Here is a 20,275-nt window from a genome sequence, read left to right on the forward strand (position 1 = left end):
AACAAGTATCCGTCGCACAGTTACAACGAGAACCGTAGCCCCAGATAGTACGAGCGACCGACAGCGTCGAATACGCTCGTGTCCGTGCTGTTCTGGGAGCTGGACACGAACACCGAGTCCTCATCCGTCAGGTTGGTAATACCTGCGCGGAGCTCCCAGCGATCGTTGATCTCGTACGAGGCCACCAGGTCATACAGGTTATAGGCGCCCACGCCGATGCCGGGATTCGCCGGCGTCGTTACTGCGGTCACGTCGTCCATGCCGGCTTGATATCTCCAGCGCACCGTCACCGAAGCGCCGCCGATACCGTAGCCGACGCTGGTCAACGCCTTGTACTCGGGATACGACGCGCCGACGGTGTTGGTGCCGCCGTATTCCTGGAACGGCGTGTTCGGCAATGTCTGAATCGAGAAGTTCTTGGAGTAGCCCACGCCGGTGGAAAAGAACACCCGCCCGGTGCCGAAGCCCAGCTCGTTCAAGTCGGCGTTCCAGGCGAACTGCACGTCGACGCCACTGGTCTCGAGCCCGCCGAGATTCAAATACGGCGTGCGGATCACCTGCAACAGACCGTTCGCGTCGCGAGTCAACAAAGCGCAGAACGAGTTGTTGGGATCGTAGCCGGGGTTGGAGCCATCCAGGTTGTAGCACTTGCTGAGCGCGGTCAGGCCCGGGACGATGGAGATGACGTCCTTGATGCTGATGTCATAGTAGTCGACCGACAGCGTGATCCCGCTCACCCACGGCGATTCCGAATTCGGCTGCCAGGAGAAACCGATGTTGTATGTATCGGCGGTCTCCGGGTCCAAGTCGCGATTGCCTCGGGTCAGACCGGCGGTCGCTGTGGTTGGGAACGTGTAGTTGTCGATGACGGCCGTGGGAATGCCCTGAGCAAGACACAGCGCTCTCACATTCGCGCCACCCGCCCCCGTGCGAGCGGACGAGCGAATGTCACAAGGATCGCCGACCGACGCTGGCGGCGTGCCGAATGCGATCTGCGAACCGCTGTCGGCCGCGAACAACTCGCCGATGTTCGGAGCACGCACGGCGCGCTGATAACCGCCGCGAATCAACAAGCCTGGCGCCGGCGTCCACTTGATGTCGCCCTCGTAGCTGTCGACGCTGCCGCTGGTTGAATAGTCGGAACGACGGAACGCTGCGCCCACGTTCAGACGATCGATCAACGGCAGATCGGCCAGGATCGGCACGTCGATCTGCGCCGCGTACTCGGTCACGTCGTACTTGCCCTGCGAAGGCAATGAAGCAATGACGGCTTCGATGTTCTGCGAAGCCAGCTGAGAGTCCGGGCTGTATCGATAGGTGTTCTTTCGATGAGAAGCCAGCAACGCCAGCTTCACCTCGCCCGCCGGCAAGTTGAAGACGTCGCCTTGCATGACACCCTGGAAGTTCGTCTGCGTCAGCACTTCGGTGCTCTTCGCCGTGGTCGTCATATACGCACGGCACTGCGCGGAGATGTTGCTGCTGTTCGCCAGACCGAAGGGATTGAAGCCGCCCGCGCACAGCGAATTGCCGCCGTCGGGCGCGTTCAACAGATTCTGCACCTGGCTCTTCAGCACCGCGTTGTAGTTGGACTGCAAGTGATTGGTGTCGTCGTACGAGCCATAGAGATCCCACGTCCAGCTCTCGAGCGGCAACGACCCTTTCAAGCCCACCAGGTATTGCGAGGTGTCGTAGTGCTCGTCCCACGACTTGACCGGCAAGCCGACGTAGCGGCCGTTCCAAGTGAAGCGCGCGTTCGGATCGGCGCGTGAAGCGAGCAGCGTGCGCAGGTCCGCCGGAATGAACGGATTCGTGACCGGGATGCTCGTGAGCGTACCGAACTGCGTGAGACTGCCACCGCTGCTGGTGGTCACCTCGGAATCGACGTGCATGAACTGCCCATACAACGTCAGCGTGTCGGTGAAGTCATAGTCGAATTTGGTGTAGATGGATGTGCGGTCCAGCGGATTCTGAATCACACCCTGCGGGCCCACCGGCATGCGAACGTTGCCACCGATCACCCGGTAAGCCCCATCCGTCGGACCGCGATAGTTCCTCGCTCCGGTCTGCGCGAACAGGGTGCCGTCGTCGTTGAAGCCTAGATTGAGCGTATTGCCGACGGTTCCCGTCACACCATAACTTGCAAACAAGCTATTGACCGCGGCCTGGCTCGGCAGATTGGTCGCCGCAGGCACGAACGTGCCCTGGCCGATGAATGACGAAGGCGTCACCAGATCGAAGAAGTCGCGCTTGTCGCCCGTCAAGCCTTCGCGCGTCGAGTAGCCGATGGATAACAAAGCCTGACCGCGACTGTCGGCGAACGAAGTTCCGAAGGCAGCGGACGACGTGATCTGCTCATAATCGCCGCGCTCCGAGTTGCCGTATTGCAAGTCGGTGCGAATGCCTTCGAAATGGGGCAGCGTGATGAAGTTGACGACGCCCGACATCGCGTCCGAACCGTACACTGCCGACGCGCCGCCAGTGATGGTCTGCACACTCGACAGGATGGCATCGGGAATGAGGTTGATATCGACGTTGCCGGAGATATCGGCGAGCGGCAGACGCCGACCATCCAGCAACACGAGGTTGCGATTCGAGCCCAAGCCGCGCAGGTTCACGGTTGCGTGACCGCCCGTGCCCTGCCCGCCGTTACCTGCAGTGCCTGCCGGCGAGAACTGCGGCAGCTGATTGAGCGCCGCTTCGAGCGTTACTGCACCTGTTTGTTTCAACGCCTCGGCATCGGCGATGACGATGGGACTCGGCGCGACGTGATTCGGATCGGAGATCAGCGAGCCGGTGACGACGACTTCTTCGAGCCCTCCGGCCGCCTGATCCTGGGCCAGGGCTGTGGTCACAACCGTCGTTGCCGTCAAACCCGCAACTAAATGACGAACGACGGGCCATCTTCTGTGTTTCATTGTTCATCCCCCCTAACTCAACGTTCATGTTCCTTGCACCTTGGTGCTCGGATCTTTTTTCATTCCGCGGCAGCGATAGCAGCAGGCCTCCGCGCCAGGGAATCGAAGTGCTGGGCCATGCGCTGTGCATCCGGCGCAATGCCCGTGAACAAGCGAAATGCGCCGACGGCTTGATAGATGGCCATGCCACCGCCATCGAGCGTGCGACAGCCGATGCTGCGCGCGGTCTTCAACAGCTGCGTCTGCAATGGGAAATAGATGATCTCGACGACCCACTGCGAAGCGCGAAGCATGTCGGCCGGCAGCGGTAGCCCCGGATTCTTGGCCATGCCGGTCGTCGTCGCATGCACGAGTCCGTCGGCAGAAGCCATCGCAACTCGTAGGTCCGTGACAGCCGCAACCTGCCGGGAAGGAAACAACTCACTCAGCAGCGCAACCAGCGCTCGCATCTTCGTCGCGTCGATGTCGTAGATATCCAGGCGCTGCGCACCGAGCTTCAACATCGCATAAGCAACCGCGGCGCCCGCTCCACCAGCGCCGAGCTGCACGACGCGCTCCAGCGCAGCGCCTTGCAAGCCGAGCTTGAAACTTTCCGCGAATCCCCACCAATCGGTGTTGTGCCCGATGCGGCGTCCTTCGGAGAACACCACCGTATTCACGGCACCGAGCGCCTTCGCATCGTCACTCAACGAATCCAGCATCGGCAGAATGATTTGTTTGCAAGGATGCGTGATGTTCAACCCGGCCAGGCCACGTTCCTGCGCTGACGCCAGTAACGAAGGCAACGCAGCTACACCGCCATTGATGCGATCGAGATCGAGCAACTCGTAGCGATAATCCAGGCCCTGTGCCGTGCCCTCTTCCATATGCAGCGCTGGCGTCAGCGACTGCTGAATGGCCGAGCCGATCAGCCCCGCGAGCACGCGTCGATTGCTTGCGGTGGAAATGACAGAGCTCACTTCCGTGCGCCTCCGGTCACCGCATCGATGAACTCAAAGGTCTTGGACAGAGCTTGCAGACTCGCCTGACGCGTGGCCTCGGGCGTACTACCGATAAAGCTGTGATCGACCGCTGGAATCACCACCAACTCCGACGGAATCCCCTTCGCGCGCAGAGCGGCGTCGAAAGCGCGGGACTGGTCGACAGCGACGACTTTGTCGATCTCACCGTGGATCAGTAGCGCCGGTGGATCTTTCGCATCGAGCTGTGCAATGGGACTGGCGAGCGCGACCTTGCTCACACACTGCGCCGGCGCACAGCCGAGATATTTACCGGCCGCCGATACAGCATCGTCGACGCCGGGTGGCGGTGGCGGAATGGCGTTGAAATCGAACACGCCGTACCAGGCAACCAAGCCCTGCACACAATCCGACTGGCTCGCGATACTCTTATCGCCCGCCTCCGGCTCCAACGCTTCGACACCACAGGTCGTCGCCGCTAGCGCCGCCAGCTGTCCGCCTGCCGAGCCGCCCCAGACCACAGTTTTCTGCGGATCGACGGAATATTTCGCCGCGTTGGCTCGCATCCATTTGATCGCGTTCTTCACATCCTGAATCGCCGCCGGGAATTTCGCTTCGCTACTGAGGCGATACTCCACCGACACGACCACATAGCCTTTGCGAGCCAGCGAGGCGAGCACGGCGGGCCAGTTCGAGAACGCTCCGGAGTGGCGCGTGTGACCGCTGATCCAGCCGCCGCCATGAATATAAACAATCAGCGGACGCGGCCCCTTGGGTGCGACCTGTCGATAGATATCGAGTCGCAACGGCCGAAAGCCCGGCTGAGTGCTGTAGATCACATCGGGATAACTCTCGACATCCGACCCGAACGAGACCTTGGCTCTCGGATAGCGGTCCTCGAGCACCGGCGCTGCGGCCGTCTCCGCAGTCACATCGGCCCAAGCCGCCGGTGCCGCGAAATGCAGCGCCACGGCCACCGCCCCCAACCAAGCCTGGAATTGGACTTTGCCCCTGGAAGTCACTGTGCTCTCGCTCATCGAATGTTCTGTACTAGTTCGTACATACTGCCTCCATCATGAGCTGGCGGTCAAGCGGCGAGGCTAATTCTGGGAATCGGAGCGATAGCGCGACTGCGCGGCGATACGAATGGCGGCGTTGCTCGCGCCGTAGGATTGATAACTACGCCGCTGCACGATCTCGAAGAAAAAGCGCTTGGCGAAGGCGCGCGTGAACAGTTGGAAATACTCGCCCCGCCCGTCGCGCTCATACAGGATGTCGTTGGCGGCAAGCCGCTCGATCAGCGCGCTATCCAGGTCGAACCGCGCCTGCAGATCTTCGTAGTAGTTTGCCGGGATCGGCAGCGTCCGCGCGCCTCGCTCCTTCAGCAATCGGGCGGTTTTGAAGATATCGTCCGTCTGCAGCGCCAGATGCTGAACGCCCGCGCCCATGAATCCATGCAGAAAGCGCGACGACAATGTCTGCGGCGTCGACGAGCTGTTCAGCACGATACGGAAGGCGCGATCCGTCGACTCCACGGCCTGGCTGTAAACCAGCCCGAATGGATCGTCGATCTCGACCTGCGCGGTCTTCGATACGGCGAATAACGAGAGGTAGTACAGCAGCCACGACAACATGGCCTCGTACTCCATCGTCTGAGTCACATAGTCGATGCGCGTCAAGCCGACACCGCGTCCGCCAGCCACCGGATCGCTCACTGCGAGGAAATCGTTCTTCCAGACGTGCTGCTCTTCGCCGTCGCGAATGAAATAAAGCAAGCTCTCGCCCACGCCTCGAGCCGCGGGAATCTGCAACTCGCCTGGGCCGACCGGTTGAGAGAAGCTGCTGATCTGCAGTGCCTGCGCCCGCTCCATCGCGGCCCGGACATCCTCGACACGCACGCCAATCGCACACACCGACGCCCCGTGCACATCGGCATACGCTCGCGCGAAACTGGCGGGCTCATTGTTGATCAGCAGATTGATGCCCTGCTGGCTCCAGCGCGAAACGCGCTTGGAACGATGTTGGCCGGTGCGCGTGAAGCCCAGCGCCTCGAACATATTTCCTAGCGGCTCGACTTCGTTGTCGTTGGCCGCAAACTCGATGAACTCGATCCCATGACACTGCACGCGCGGTGGCCGCCCCGAGCCTTTCGCAAGCAACAAGCGCCGGGCGACCTGATCTTCGATGTACCGCAACGACCGCATGCCATCGACCGCAGTCGTCGCGGCCGCGCTCGCCCGGTAGCGATCGTTGAACACTTCGAGCGACCAGATGCCGTTGTAACCCCGAGCGCGCAACGCCGCGACATACGCTTCCAGATCCAGCTCGCCCTGTCCGGGCAAGTAACGAAAATGACGACTCCACGAGCGGAAATCCATCTGGATCACCGGCGCATCGGCCAGATGCACTAGAAAGATCCGGGCCGGATCGATGTCGGGCAGGCTTTCGATGGGGATGTTTCGTACCAGCGAATGGAAGCTGCCGAGCACCAGCCCTAACGCCGGATGGCTCACTTCCTTGACGACCGCCCACGCTTCGCGGTGATCGAAGATATATCGACCCCACGCGAGTGCTTCGTAACCGATACGCATGCCACGCGCATGCACGCGCTCCGCCAGCTCGTGGAAATCCGCAACGATTCGCTGACGATCGCCAGAGGTTGCGATGGAGCTGTTGCTACCGACAATCAACAGATCGGTGCCGACCTGCTCCATCGCGTCGAGCTTGCGCTCGATGAGGCTGAAGTTATGCGCACGAGCGGCCCCTTCCATGCCTTCGAAATCGTTGACCCGCTGAAACGCGGTACACGTCAGCCCGAGCTCGCGGATCATCCGGCCGACGTCGCGCGCCGTGCCGTCGTAAGTGAGCAGATCGTTCTCGACCAGCTCGACCCCGTCGAAGCCCGCGGCGACGATGGCCCGCAGCTTGGCATCGAGCCGGCCGCTGATGGAGACGGAGGCGATGGATGTGAACATGGGCGGCGCGCTCCTCGTACGTCCGTACCGGTTCGTACAGTCTAGACGATAAGGAGCCCCACGCACCATTGCGCTGCGCAGTCCCTGCTCCGCGCAAGCCCTGGGTGTACATCCATGTACACCCGCTCGGCGGAGCGAAGCCGTGCTTCGCTGAAAGGCACCGCCGAGCCCCTGGTCACGGAGGCTCAACGAGAAAAGGTCAGCCCTTGCGCACTTCCAGCAGCCGCTCGACCGCTTCGATGATGATCTTCTTGTGTCGCTTGCGCAGCTTCGGATCGGACAGGTCGCGATCGAAGATGGCGCCGAACGTGTGCCGGTTCGAGACGCGGAAGAAACAGAACGCGCTGATCAGCAAGTGCACGTCCACCGGATCCAGATCGGCGCGGAACACGCCTTCCTTCCGGCCGCGCTCCAGAATGCTGGTCAAGGTGCGAATCACGCTCTGGTTCACGTCCTTGATGGAGGTGAGATTGGTCAGATGCCTGGCCTGATGAATGTTCTCCACGCTCACCAGACTGATGAACATCGGATGGGTTTCATCGTAATCGAAGGTCAGCTCGATCAGCTTGCGCATGGCGGCGCGCGGCTCCATGTCGAGCAGCTTGGCCTTTTCCTCGAGCGCGCGGATATCCATGTAGGCTTTTTCGAGCACCGCCTGATACAGGCCTTCCTTGCCCTTGAAGTAGTAATAAATCATCCGCTTCGAGGTGCGCGTGCGCTCGGCGATCTGATCGACGCGGGCGCCGCTCAGACCGTTGATCGCGAATTCCTCGGTGGCCACCGCGAGAATGTCCTGCACCGAGGCTTCCGGATCGCGGGTCACGACCGGCGGTTGCTCGGCGGTGGCTTTTTTCTTGGGGCTCTTGCTCATGGCTGACCTCGTTCATTGACACTCTGTACCAGCTGGTACATAGTGAAAAAAAGCATTGACGGGGGAATGGATGGAGAGCACAGCGACAGTGGCGGTGAAAGCGGACACAGGCGTCATGCGCAGCCGCGCGCGTCTGACCGTGCTGGGGCTGATCACTGTCGGCACCATGATCAATTATCTGGATCGTGCCGTGCTGGGCGTCGCCGCCCCGTCGATGACCAGGGAACTGGGCTTGGATGCAGTGGTGATGGGCATCGTGTTCTCGGCTTTTTCTTGGACCTATGCCGCGGCTCAGATTCCCGGCGGCGCGTTCGTCGATCGCGTCGGTGCGCGGCTGTCGTATTTCTGGTCGGTCAGCATCTGGTCGGTGTTCACGCTGCTGCAGGGCCTGGCGTCGGGCCTCGTTTCCTTGCTCACATTCCGCCTCGGGCTGGGCGTCGCCGAGGCGCCATGTTATCCCACCAACAGCCGCGTGCTAAGCACATGGTTTCCACAACACGAGCGCGCCCGCGCCACCGGAGTTTACTCGGTGGGCCAGTACTTCGGGCTGGCCTTCCTGAGCCCCCTGCTGTTCTGGATCGTGGCCGAGCTGGGCTGGCGGGCGCTGTTCGTGATCGCCGGCGTCGCCGGCCTGCTGTTCGCGGCGGCCTGGCTGAAACTTTATCGCGATCCGCAGGATCATCCCACCGTCAACCAGGCCGAGCTGGACTACATCGAGGCCGGCGGCGGCCTGGGTTATCGAGGCGCGGCCACGCCGTTCGCCTGGAGCAATATTTTTCGGCTGCTCAAGCATCGTCAGGTGCTGGGCGCGTCGATCGGCCAGTTCGCCGGCAATTCCACGCTGGTGTTCTTTCTCACCTGGTTCCCGACCTACCTGGCGACCGAGCGCAACATGGGCTGGCTCAAGGTCGGGTTCTACGCGGTGATGCCTTTCATCGCTGCGTCGGTCGGCGTGCTGGTGGGCGGCTGGGTCTCGGACATGATCATCCGACGTACCGGCTCGGCGACTCTGGGCCGCAAGCTGCCCATCCTCACCGGCCTGCTGCTCGCCTCGACCATCGTGATCGCGAACTTCGTCGACAGCGACCAGGTCGTGATCGCCGTGATGTCGGTGGCGTTCTTCGGCCAGGGCATGGTCAACCTGGGCTGGACGCTGATCACCGACGTGGCACCGAAGCGGCTGATCGGTTTGACCGGCGGCGTGTTCAACCTGTTCGCCAACCTCGCCGGCATCGTCACACCCATCGTCATCGGCGTGATCGTGGGCGCAACCGGATCGTTCTTCTTCGCCCTCGCTTACATCGCGATCGTCGCCATCCTTGGCGCACTCTCGTACATCTTTATCGTCGGTGAAGTGAAGCCGGTCGAGATGGACGTCTAAATCGTCTGCGAAGTGAACCCGGTAGAGATGAACGCCTAGATCGTCGGCGAAGTGAAGACGGCCAGATAGACGTCTAACTCAATCGCGAGGTGTCCGCGGCGCGCCGGCGCCAACGGCGCCCGGCATGTTCACGGTCGAGAAGAAATCCATCCGCTTCGCGTCGAAGCGGCGCGTGCTGATCTCATCGCCGAACTCTGTGAACTCTTGCGTGCGCACCGTGAACTTCGGCGGCTTCACGTCGTTGGTCGTGGGATTGCCCGTGCTCGCGAATGCAACCAGCACGTCCGACATTTTGTTGGCGAGCGCGCGATCGTAGTCCGTCCACGCACGCGTCCGGCGGATCCGGTTGTAAACGTCCTGCGTCAGTAAGAAGAACGGCACTTCACTGGTGTGATACGCCCCGGCCGTCGCCGGATTGAGATCCGCGATGGCCACGCCGGGCTCATACGAATGCGGATGGCTGTACATGTACACGTAGGTCGCCGCCTTCCCTTTCGCGACTTGTCCGAGCGCCCAGCTGCGCATCGACGTGGCCATGCCGCCATCACGTACGGCGGTGGCACTTACGCTCGCCACGTCTGCATCGGAACCCACTGGATACAGTTTCAAGAACTGATCGGTCTTGTCGCCAAAGTATTTCTTCGCTGCCGTGTTGAATTCTTCGATGGAGCGCGCCGTGCGCAGCTCGTTGCCGCTCTCGTCGCGCGTAAAGCCGATGAGCAGCGGCACATCGCTCTGTTCGCCGCTGGCGAAGATCTCTCGCGGCGTGCGCGGCATGAAGTGAGCATCGATGTTCGGTCGGAATCGCACGGTGCCCGCCGTTCCGCCCAACTGGAACTCCGCCTGCGCGGCGAGAATGCGATCGGCCGGCACGTTACGCAGATCGGCCAGCGAGCCGACCTTGAGCGTCCGTTGCAACTCGAGACCGGATTGCTCCGCTTCAGTTTGTGACACGGGATCTGAACCGGCCCGCAAACCGCCGCCACTCATGCCAACGATACGCTGGAACAACCCTTTCGCGAGCGGACTGGCCTGCAAGCTGAAAGCCGAGCTGGCCCCGGCCGACTGTCCCATCACCGTCACCCGATTCGGATCGCCGCCGAAGCGCTCGATGTTTCGCTGAATCCATTGCAGCGCTGCGACTTGATCGAGGTGGCCGTAGTTGCCCGAGGCATGATGCGGCGAGGTCGCGGTCAACTCCGGATGCGCCATGAAACCGAATGCACCGACGCGATAGCCGGCAGTGATATAGACAACGCCCTTCTTTGCCAGGTTCTCGCCGCCATAGTTGGGCATGCTGGCCGAGCCGATCGACAAACCGCCGCCGTACAACCACAGAATGACCGGCGCCTTCTTCCCTTGGGGCATTGAGGCCGGTGCCCAGATATTCAGATACAAACAATCTTCACTGGTCGCTTCCTCGCCGAAGTAATGATTGATGTTGTGCGGCCGGAGGATCTGGATGCACTCAGGTGCAAAGCGCTCCGCGTTGTAGACGCCTTTCCAAGCTTCACGCGGCTGCGGCTCGCGCCATCGTCGATCTCCGGTCGGTGGTGCCGCGAATGGCACGCCGAAGTAGGCGCGTATACCGGACGGAAGTAGTTTGCCGCTGACGTTGCCCGTGTCGACGGTGACTGGGTCGCCAGGAATCGGATTCTCAACGATCTGGGCCTGGGCGCTGCTCATCCACAAGGCGGTCGTCGCCAACAGCGCGCGTAACACGGCCCCACGCAGGCGCAAAGAGTTCTGCATCTAGATCCCCCGAAATCGATCAGCTACGAGGCCACGACCACCCGAACGTCCGGTGCCGACGGCGCAGAGCGTCGTGGTATCGCGCGCCATGGTCGTGGCGTTTGTTGGTTGTCTGTCGAGCCACTCAGGTCGAAACGTTGCTCTCTTTTCGTCGTGCCGCTCAGGTCGAAACGTGGCTCACTTTCCGACCCGGCGAGTAGATATCCATGATGTTCCAGTGACCTGCCGTGGGCACCGGCGCATTCTCCATGATCACATCCAGCAAATACGGCTTGCCGCACTTCACCGCCTGCTCGAGCGCCGGCTTGAATTGATCCGCCGACTCGATGCGCACCGAATCCACCCCATAGGCCTTGGCGAGCGCTGCGAAGTTCGGCGAATACGGTTGATCGTTGTGACGAAACACCGTGCCGAACGTCGTGCCGAAGTGTGCCTTCTCCAAACCAGCAATGGTGCCGAACGCCAGATTGTTCATCACGACCCACACCACCGCCGCATTCTGTTCGACGGCGCTCGCAAGCACCGCAGGGTTTTGTCCGAAGCCGCCATCGCCAACGAGTGACACAACCACTCGATCAGGTCGCGCGATCTTCGCACCCAGCGCGGCCGGCGCACCGAAGCCCATCGTGGCGTAGCCACCCGGCGTGAAGATCGTGCCGGGCTCATAGATCGGGAACTGCTGACCGACGCCGTTCTTGTTCCAACCCACGTCCGTCGTGATGAACGCATCTCGCGGCAACACCGCTCGCACATCGGCGAGAATCCGCTCGGGCCGCATTGGAAATTGCGAACTCGCCTCCGCGGCTGCGTTGTTACTCTTGAACTGTTTACGATAGGCGGCAATCTCCTGTCGCAACGGCTCGTTGAGTCGCGGGTTTGGCAACAACTCACGCGCAACCCGATTCAGTACGGTCAGCGCCTGTTTCAAATCGGCGATTACACCGATCTCCACCGGATAGTTGCGCCCCAGCTCCGACGGGTCGATGTCGATGTGAATCAACTTGGTCGGCGGCATGTTGAACGTGAACTCACCTTCCCACGAGCTGCAGTCGGCTTCGCAGAAGCGCGTGCCCAGTGCGAGCACGTAGTCCGCATTGCGACAGCTGTCGTTGATGTACTTCGTGCCCCAGAAGCCGGTCATGCCCAGCGTCAGCGGGTGATCGTCCGGCAGCGCGCCCTTGCCCATCAATGAATGCGCGACGGGAATGCCCAGATGATCTGCCAGATCACGCAGCTCTTTCGCCGCGTCCGCCAGCAGAATGCCGCCACCGACGTACATGACAGGCTTCCGCGCGCTCAGCAGCGTCTTCACGATAGTGCGAGCGGTCGCGTCATCGATTGACGGCTTTTGATAGGTCGATGCGTTGGCCTTCACTCGATCGAACAACGTCGCGCGAGCTTCGGCGGAGAAGATGTCCATCGGCACGGAGATCAGCACCGGCCCGGGCCGCCCGCTCTCAGCGAGATGAAACGCCTTATCGACAATCTCCGGCAACAGATCCGGACGCTCCACCCGCCACGCGCGTTTGACGAACGGACGATAGATCTCGAACTGCGACGCGTCGGCATGCATGTTCACTTCTTGATGAGGATGCTTGCCGTAGTAATGACTCGGCACGTCGCCCGCGATCACGACCATCGGAATCGAATCGAGCGCCGCATTCGCCACGCCCGTCGCCGCATTGGTGAGGCCGGGGCCGAGATGGCTCAGCACGACCCCGGTCTTCCGGCTCGCCCGAGCGTAGCCATCGGCCGCATGAGCAGCGATCTGCTCATGCCGTGTATTCACGAAACGAATCGAGCTCTTCTCCAGTGCCGCGAGCACCGCGATGTTGGTGTGCCCGCACAGGCCAAAGATGTGCTCGACGCCGCGCGCTTCGAGATATTCGACCAGCAACTGGGCTACGGTATGTGTCATACGGACCTCGACCTTCGAAGACTAAGTGCTCATCGATCCGGATCGAGCGAGCGTCGCTCCGGGCCGCTGTAGGTGTAGGGAATCTCTTTGGGCATGGGCCCTTTGATGCGCTCGTTCCGCTGCGACTGTTCCCAGGCATGCGAAAGGATTCCCACGGAGCGCGACAAGATGAACAAGCCGCGCCCCATGGGCGGGGGAAATCCCAGTTCGGAGAAGATCACTGCGGTGATGCCATCGATGTTCATCGGGATGGCCTTACCGGTGCGTCGACGCAGCGCCGCTTCGACCTCGACACCAATGCGCGCATAGTTTCCAGAGACCGTGCCAGCACGCGCCGCCTCCTCCACCAACGCAAGCAACGGAGCAACGCGCGGATCGACGGGATGAAAGCGATGGCCAAAGCCCGGAATGATCTTGCCGTTCCGCGCGACAAAGCTCTCGAGCACCCGATCGGTCGACGCTGCCAGATCGTTGCCACTGGCGGCACGAACCTCTTCGTACAACTCCATGCATTGCTGGCCCGGGCCGCCATGGATGTCGCCGAGCACATTCACGCCGGAGGCGACCGCATTGTTGAGATCGACGCCGCACGTGATCGCCATGCGAGCGATGGCAATCGATGGCGCGTGCGGGCCGTGATCGACCGACGCCACCAGCGCCGCCTCGAGCAACTGGCTTTGTCCTTTAGAAGGCAGCTCGCCGCGAGTCATGAGCCAGATCATGTCGGGAAACGAGATGCGCCCGATCAGCTCCTGAATCGGATAACCACGCACACCGATCTTGCCCGGGTGGATATCGATGATCCGTGTGTCCCACCAGGCATGGGCCTTATCGACCAGCGACTGTGAATCGTCGCTCATAGGACACCGGCGGAACGAAAGCCTTCGATGTCTTCCGGGCCGTAGCCGAGCTCACGAAGTATCTGGTCGGTGTGCTGACCCAATGTCGGAGGTCGAAGATCGGCTGGAGCGTCGGCGTCGGAATAGCGATAGCCGCCTTGCACGACGCTGACATCTTTGCCGAAGCCGGCGACGTTCGGGACCTTCCGGATCAACTGGCGATGCGCGAGCTGCGGCAGATCGAGTGCTTGCGGCACGCTCAACACCCGACCTGCTGGCACACCCGCCTTATTGAGCTGATCTTCCCAGTACACGGCCGGCTGCTGCCGCAATTCCGTTTCGATGAGCAGCGTCAGCACTTCACGATTCCGCTTGCGAGACTCGCGCGTGAGAAAGCGAGGATCGCCGACGAGATCCGGCCGCTCGATGAGCCTGGCCAGCGACGCGAACTGATCGTCCGTGTTCGCCGCGATGTTCAACAGGCCGGCACCCGTTTTGAACGTGCCCGACGGCGCGGCGGTGAAGTTGTCGTTGCCGATAGCCTCCGGCTCGAGGCCAGCGACGAGATAATTCGAAACGATCCAGCCCATGGTTGCGATAGTTGAGTCGAGCATCGAGACATCGATAAAGCGACCTTCGCCAGTCCGCTCTCGCCCGACCAGCGCGCTGGAGATAGCGAAGGCGGCGGTCAGCCCGCCGATGCTGTCACTCACCGGATAGCCAACACGATACGGCGCGTTGTGACGATCGCCGGTAATGCTCATCACGCCCGACAGGCCCTGCACGATCTGGTCATACGCCGGCGCCTCGCGCATCGGTCCTTCCTGACCGAAGCCGCTGATCGCGCAGTAGATGAGTCGCGGGTTGATGCCGGCGAGTGCGTTGTACCCCAATCCCAATCGATCCATCACGCCCGGACGGAAGTTCTCGACCAGCACATCGGCACTGCGCACCAGTCGCCGAAATATTTCCTTGCCGCCTTCGAGCTTCAGATTCAGCGTCACGGATTTCTTGCCGCCGTTCTGCGCAATGAACGACGCTCCCATCAGCTGCTGACTGAGCTCCGGGTCCGCGCCCAGCTGTCGCGCGAGATCGCCGGTTTCGGGCACCTCGACCTTGATGACTTCCGCGCCGGAGAGCGCCAGCTGATAGGAGCAGAACGGCCCCGCCAGCACATTGGTGATATCGATGACTCGAATGCCGGACAGCACTGCCGTCATGAGGACTTCCTCGCTGGTGCATTGGCGATCCAGACGCACTTCGTGTCCAGGTACTCGCGAATCGCATCGACGCCCGACTCACGCCCCACGCCCGAGCGCTTCATGCCGCCGAACGGCGCGGTAAAGCTCGTTGCGCGATAGTTGTTCACCCACACCGTGCCGGCCTTGAGCTTCGCGGTCATCGACATCGCTCGATGCAGATCCTTCGTCCACACCGCCGCGGCCAGACCGAATGCCACGTCGTTGCCGATCCGCACCGCGTCCGCCTCGTCGTCGAACGGAATCACGCACAGCACGGGACCGAACACTTCTTCCTGTGCGATCCGCATCTGCATGTTGACGTTGGTGAAGATGGTCGGCTCGATGAACTGCCCCGCGCCGAGATCGGCACGCGCATTGCCGCCTGCCACACAGCGAGCGCCTTCGGCTTTGGCAATGTCGATGTACTTCAGGATCTTTTCGAATTGCGGGCGGGTGGCGATCGGGCCGACCTGAGTCTCGGCCAACGTCGGATCGCCCAGCTTCAGGCCTTTGGTGAAAGCGACCAGGCGCTCGACAAACGCATCGTGGATGGAGCGTTGTAACAAGAGCCGCGATCCGGCCTGACAGCTTTGCCCCGACGCGGCAAAGATGCCGGCGAACACGCCGTTCAACGCCAGATCGAAATCGGCGTCGTCGAAGATGATGTTGGGCGATTTGCCGCCCAACTCCAGCGTCACGGTCTTCAAACCACGTGCCGCCAGTTCATAAACACGAATGCCGGCCGCCTCGCCGCCGGTAAACCCAATGTGAGCAACATCAGGATGCGACACGAGCGGCGCACCGACTTCGTCGCCGAAGCCTGTGACAACGTTCACGACGCCATCCGGAAAGCCGGCGCGTCGGAACAGATCGGCGAACTCAACGATGGCGCAGGAGGTGAACTCTGAAGGCTTGATGACCGCCGTGCATCCCGCCGCCAGGGCCGGTGCCAACTTCCAACTCGTCAGTGTCAGAGGCGAGTTCCACGGCGTAATGATGCCGATCACGCCCTTCGGCTCATAGCGAATGTAGGTGAGCGCGCCGCCTTTGTCGTTCGGCACGACATGGCCCTGCACTTTGTCGGCGAGCCCGGCGTAGTAGTGAAAATATTCGCCGACGTAACGAACCTGCGAAGTGACCTCGGTGGCCAGTTTGCCGTTGTCACGTTGTTCGATCTGCGCGAGGCGCGGCGCTTCTTCGACGATCAGGTCGGCGACCTTGCGCAGTAACGCGGCCCGCTTCGATGCTGTGATTTCAGACCACGCTGGATTGGCGGACGCGGCTTTCGCCGCACTTACCGCCGCCGCCACATCGTCGGCATTGCCTCGTGCGACTTCGGCCCAGGCTTCGCCGGTGTACGGATTTTCACTCGCGAGATAACTCCCGCCGCGCGGCGCTGTCTCCTTGCCGCCGATGTAGTGCCCATAGCGTCTCATTGATCTGGCCCGCAACCGTCCGCACTCATCGAGACGATGAGAATCCCCGCGGCGGCGCGGACGCTAGAGTAGCCCTTTATGGACTAACTAGTCCATACGCCTGTACCATTTGGTTCATTACGACCAGTCGCGGGCCGCGCATGCATCCTGAATATTCCCTCGCCCACCTCACCGTGCTCGGCCTGGCGCCGCCCCAAATGGTCGCCGCGGCGGCCAAGGCCGGTTATTCCCACGTCGGCTTGCGGCTCAACGCCGTCACCGCCGACGAGCCGCAATATGCGTTACATCGGCATCGCGCGATGTTGTTGGAAACAAAACGGCAGCTCGCGGCCACCGGCCTGCGGGTGCTGGATGTCGAGCTCATTCGCCTGACTCCGGACTTCGATATCCGCGAGCTCGAAGCGCTGCTGGACGTGAGTGCCGAGCTCGGCGCACGACACCTCATCGCTCAAGGCGCCGACACGAATCTGGAGCGCGTCATCGAGCACTTCGCTCAACTCTGCGATGCCGCCCAGAAGCGCAATCTCACCGCCGATATCGAGTTCGTTACATGGACGGAAACGGCGGACCTCGCCCGTGCCTCCGCAATCGTTCGAGGCGCCGCGCGAGACAATGGCGGGCTGCTGATCGATACGTTGCACTTCTCGCGATCTAACGAAGACATCGCCGAGCTGGCGAAGCTGCCGCGCTCGTGGTTTCACTATGCTCAAGTCTGCGACGCACCGAGCGAGCCGCCCAAGACACTCGACGGTTTGATCTTCGCGGCCCGCAACGACCGAATGTTTCTCGGTGCGGGCGGGCTGGATCTGCAAGGCATTCTCGGCGCGCTGCCTGACGGGATTCCCTACTCGCTCGAGATTCCAATGGCCGCGCTGGCAAAGAAGGTTGGATTGGAAGAATGCGCGCGGCTGGCGCTGGAGAGCGCGAGGGATTTCTTTGAGGCCAACTCGCCGCGCCCGCTGACTTCGACGCGGCCGTCTACACGTCGCCTGCATCACTAGAAAACGCGGGCACCGAGAAGCATTGACTCCCCGGCGCCCGACCAAGCATCAAAAGTTCAACTGCAGACCTGCGTAGTAGTAGCGACCCAGAATGTCGTACGTGCCTGGCTGCGTCTGACCGATCGTGCCACCGACGATGGGCGGCTCCTCGTCGGCGAGGTTATTGACGCCGCCGCGGAGAAGAATGCCGTCGTTCAAGCGATACGCCAGCGTCAGATCGAACAAGTCGTAGGCCGGCACACCCGCCGCCGGGCTTGCCGGCCTCGTTACCGCCGTCACATCGTCCATCGATGGCAGATGGCGCCAGCGCACGCCGGCCTCGAAATTGGGGAGACGGTACGTCAGAGACATCAGCGTCTTCCAATCCGGCAACGGAATGCCGCCGTTCTGCGTGCCGTCGATGGTGCCCGCGAATTCCTGCCAAGCCGAGCCTTGCAGCAACTGCACTTCATACGAGTTGGTGAAGTTCGCGACCAGATTGACATCCAGGCTGCCGGGCCCGAGCGGGAACTGCCAATCGATCTGCGCGTCGATGCCACTGGTCCGCAAGCCACCGAGGTTGAAGTACGGCGTGGCGATGATGTCCACGCCACCCGTCGTGGCATTGCGCTGAATGATCTGGCAGTACGCGTTGGCTGCGTCGTACGAGGGATTGCTGCCGTCGAGGTTGTAGCACTTGCTCAGCGCCGTGCCGCCGCTCACCGGCCCGATCACGTCGCTGATATCGATGTCATAGTAGTCCACCGAGATCGACACATCGGAGAACAGCTGAGAATCGAACGCCGGACGCCACACCGCGCCAAACGTAATCGTCTCCGCCTCTTCAGGCGTCAGCTCCTTATTGCCGCTGTTGATGACGCCGATGGCCACCGTCGTGTACTGGTAGGTGTCCGCGATCTGCGAGGGAACGCCCGTCGCGACACAGAGCGCTCGAACAGCCGCACTACTCGCACCGGTACGCGCCGATGAACGCACGTCGCAAGGATCGCCCTGCCCCGGCGGCGAACCGATCTGCGCCTGCGCGCCGAGTCGGTTGTACAGCTCGCCAATGTTCGGCGCTCGAATCGCGTGCTCGAAGCCGCCTCGGAACGAGAAGCCCTGGAACGGCTCCCACATGCCATCGGCCTTGTATGTTTCCACTCTGCCCGACACATCGTAATCGGACACACGGAAGCCCAGGTTCAAATCCAGCCGGCGCGCGAATGCTTTGTCCTTGAGCAACGGCACGAGGAACTCGAGCGCCGCTTCCTTCACATCGCTCGAGCCCTGCGCGGGATAGGTCTGCAGGGTGCCGATGATGTCCAGGTTCTCCCGCGACGGATCGGGGTCGAACTCGAACTTGTTCTCTCGAGTGTCCAGCGTCAAGGCGAACTTCAAGTCGCCGGCCGGCAGGGCAAACAGCGAGCCTTTGAGGTTCGCTTCGAAGATGGTCTGCGTCAGCTGCGTGTAGTCGTGAGTCTCGGCTTCGAGATAGTCCCGACACTGCTGTGAAATAGTCGTCGAATTCGTGTAGCCGAACGGGTTGAAGCCTCCCGCGCAGATCGACGCGCCACCATCCGCCGCATACAACAGCGTGCGCATGCGGGAGTTCAGAATGGCCTTGTCCTGAGTCTCGACCAGATCGGTCGAGTCATACGAACCGTAGATGTCCCACTGCCAATCCTTGAACGGCAGATCGCCACGCACGCCGAAGATATATTGACCGACCGTGAAATCGGACGGGAACGCGCGGGCTTCCAATCCCATGAAGCGCTGGTTGATGGTGAAGTCCGCGGTGGGATTGGGACGCGACGCCAGAATCGTGCGCAGATCGTTCGGAATGAACGGATTCGTCACCGGCACGGTCGGCACGACATACAACGTCGGCGTCCAGCCCACCTGTCCGGTCGCTGTCGTCCGGTTGTACAGGAACTGACCGTACGCTTCGATGTTCTCGGTCACGTCGTAGTCGAACTTGCCGAAGAACGATTTACGCTCCATCGGATTGACGATGTACTCCTGATACGTGACCGGCTGGCGCACATTGTTGCCGGTGGTACTGAAGTAACCCGTGGTGGGTCCTTGATAGTTCACCACACCAATCTGACCGAACAGCGTGCCGTTGTCGTTCACGCCCAGGCTACGAGAATTCAGCACCGTGCCAGGCGCGACGCCGTACTGAGCAAAGACGGTATTGAGCGCGGCTTGTGTCGGCAGATTCGTCGGCGACGGCACGTAGGTGCCGTTGGCAATGAATGACGACAGCACGCCGAGCTGATAGAAGTCGCGATCCTTGCCGAACAACACATCCCGATCGGTGTAGCCGGCGGACAGCAACACGTTGCCGCGGCCCTCGCTAATCTCAAAGCCGGCGGTGATGCCGACGTCGGTGGTATTCGCGTCGCCACGATCGCTGATGCCCGAGCGAAGATCGATCTGCACGCCGTCTACGCGACGTTTGCTCTTGAAGTTGACCACACCTGACATCGCATCCGAGCCATACACGGCGGACGCACCGCCGGTGATCGTTTCCACGCCTTCGAGGATGAACTGCGGAATCAAGTTAACGTCGACGACTGCATTGGCATTCGACAGCGGCAGTCGCCGACCGTCGAGCAAGACCAGGTTGCGCTGCTCGCCCAGTCCTCGCAGATTCAACGATGCGCGCCCGGCCAGCGCCACCGCGCCGATCGTGCTCTGGGTCTGGCCTTGCACGAACTGCGGCAGCTGATTCAACGCGTTCTCGATGTTGACCGTGCCGGTCTGGGTGATGGCATCCTCGCCGAAAGTCACAATCGGGCTGCTCGAGGAATAATCCGGCCGTGAGATCCGCGAGCCGGTGACGACCAGCTCCTCGACTTCCTGAGTCGCGGCGGTACTGGCCGGCTCGGCGGCCTGACCGAGCGCGACGCCGGTGCTGAAGACGGCCAGGAAAGACGCGGCCTGTGCGACCGCCCTTGTTCTAGTACGCATCGATTGCCCCCTGTCTTGACGATGTTCTGTGGCGC

At 61.7% G+C, this 20,275-nt stretch carries 13 protein-coding genes; 2 read left to right on the top strand and 11 right to left on the bottom strand.

The features are described from left to right. Positions 1 to 20: 20 nt before the first annotated feature. The 5 genes from ACFPN2_RS27595 to ACFPN2_RS27615 form a co-directional block, all read right to left on the bottom strand. Positions 21 to 2,915, bottom strand: coding sequence for a TonB-dependent receptor domain-containing protein (locus tag ACFPN2_RS27595; protein ID WP_380602649.1), 2,895 nt, complete (start codon positions 2,913 to 2,915; stop codon positions 21 to 23). A 59-nt stretch (positions 2,916 to 2,974) separates the two neighbouring features. Next, on the bottom strand, positions 2,975 to 3,874 hold the full coding sequence (locus tag ACFPN2_RS27600; protein WP_380602651.1) for a shikimate dehydrogenase: 900 nt from the start codon (positions 3,872 to 3,874) through the stop codon (positions 2,975 to 2,977). Then, positions 3,871 to 4,911, bottom strand: coding sequence for an alpha/beta fold hydrolase (locus ACFPN2_RS27605; protein WP_380602653.1), 1,041 nt, complete (start codon positions 4,909 to 4,911; stop codon positions 3,871 to 3,873). The genes ACFPN2_RS27600 and ACFPN2_RS27605 overlap by 4 nt, the downstream gene beginning before the upstream one ends. Before the next feature lie 63 nt (positions 4,912 to 4,974). Next, complete coding sequence (locus ACFPN2_RS27610; RefSeq protein ID WP_380602655.1) at positions 4,975 to 6,849, bottom strand: bifunctional sugar phosphate isomerase/epimerase/4-hydroxyphenylpyruvate dioxygenase family protein; 1,875 nt, start codon at positions 6,847 to 6,849, stop codon at positions 4,975 to 4,977. 199 nt (positions 6,850 to 7,048) lie between these two features. Beyond that, complete coding sequence (locus tag ACFPN2_RS27615; RefSeq protein ID WP_380602657.1) at positions 7,049 to 7,720, bottom strand: TetR/AcrR family transcriptional regulator; 672 nt, start codon at positions 7,718 to 7,720, stop codon at positions 7,049 to 7,051. Between the two features lie 70 nt (positions 7,721 to 7,790). Between ACFPN2_RS27615 and ACFPN2_RS27620 the strand changes: the two genes are divergently transcribed. Further along, complete coding sequence (locus ACFPN2_RS27620) at positions 7,791 to 9,101, top strand: MFS transporter (RefSeq protein WP_380602659.1); 1,311 nt, start codon at positions 7,791 to 7,793, stop codon at positions 9,099 to 9,101. 78 nt (positions 9,102 to 9,179) lie between these two features. On the opposite strand, the gene ACFPN2_RS27625 is transcribed toward ACFPN2_RS27620, so the two are convergent. The 5 genes from ACFPN2_RS27625 to ACFPN2_RS27645 all read right to left on the bottom strand — a co-directional run bounded on the left by ACFPN2_RS27625 (position 9,180) and on the right by ACFPN2_RS27645 (position 16,287). Next, complete coding sequence (locus ACFPN2_RS27625) at positions 9,180 to 10,853, bottom strand: carboxylesterase/lipase family protein (protein WP_380602661.1); 1,674 nt, start codon at positions 10,851 to 10,853, stop codon at positions 9,180 to 9,182. A gap of 160 nt (positions 10,854 to 11,013) precedes the next feature. Continuing rightward, positions 11,014 to 12,771 carry a thiamine pyrophosphate-binding protein gene (locus ACFPN2_RS27630; protein ID WP_380602663.1) on the bottom strand — a complete coding sequence of 586 codons (1,758 nt, stop codon included), beginning with the start codon at positions 12,769 to 12,771 and terminating at the stop codon, positions 11,014 to 11,016. Between the two features lie 29 nt (positions 12,772 to 12,800). Beyond that, a complete protein-coding gene (locus ACFPN2_RS27635) occupies positions 12,801 to 13,631 on the bottom strand; it encodes a citryl-CoA lyase (RefSeq protein WP_380602665.1) in 831 nt (276 codons plus the stop codon). Next, the gene (locus ACFPN2_RS27640; RefSeq protein WP_380602667.1) at positions 13,628 to 14,830 is read right to left on the bottom strand and encodes a CaiB/BaiF CoA transferase family protein; all 1,203 of its coding nucleotides are present in this window, start codon (positions 14,828 to 14,830) and stop codon (positions 13,628 to 13,630) included. Before ACFPN2_RS27640 ends, ACFPN2_RS27635 begins: the two co-directional genes overlap by 4 nt. Further along, positions 14,827 to 16,287, bottom strand: a complete 1,461-nt coding sequence (locus ACFPN2_RS27645; protein ID WP_380602669.1) for an aldehyde dehydrogenase — start codon at positions 16,285 to 16,287, stop codon at positions 14,827 to 14,829. The genes ACFPN2_RS27640 and ACFPN2_RS27645 overlap by 4 nt, the downstream gene beginning before the upstream one ends. 140 nt (positions 16,288 to 16,427) lie before the next feature. On the opposite strand from ACFPN2_RS27645, the gene ACFPN2_RS27650 reads away from it, so the two are divergent. Then, positions 16,428 to 17,288 (top strand): sugar phosphate isomerase/epimerase family protein, encoded by an 861-nt coding sequence (locus ACFPN2_RS27650; RefSeq protein WP_380602671.1) that lies wholly within the window; start codon positions 16,428 to 16,430, stop codon positions 17,286 to 17,288. 48 nt (positions 17,289 to 17,336) lie between these two features. Here the strand turns inward: ACFPN2_RS27650 and ACFPN2_RS27655 are convergent, their stop codons facing one another. Next, the gene (locus ACFPN2_RS27655) at positions 17,337 to 20,240 is read right to left on the bottom strand and encodes a TonB-dependent receptor domain-containing protein (RefSeq protein ID WP_380602673.1); all 2,904 of its coding nucleotides are present in this window, start codon (positions 20,238 to 20,240) and stop codon (positions 17,337 to 17,339) included. Positions 20,241 to 20,275 lie beyond the last annotated feature (35 nt).

It is taken from the genome of Steroidobacter flavus, assembly GCF_042651805.1.
In the GTDB taxonomy this organism is placed as follows: Bacteria; Pseudomonadota; Gammaproteobacteria; order Steroidobacterales; family Steroidobacteraceae; genus Steroidobacter; species Steroidobacter flavus.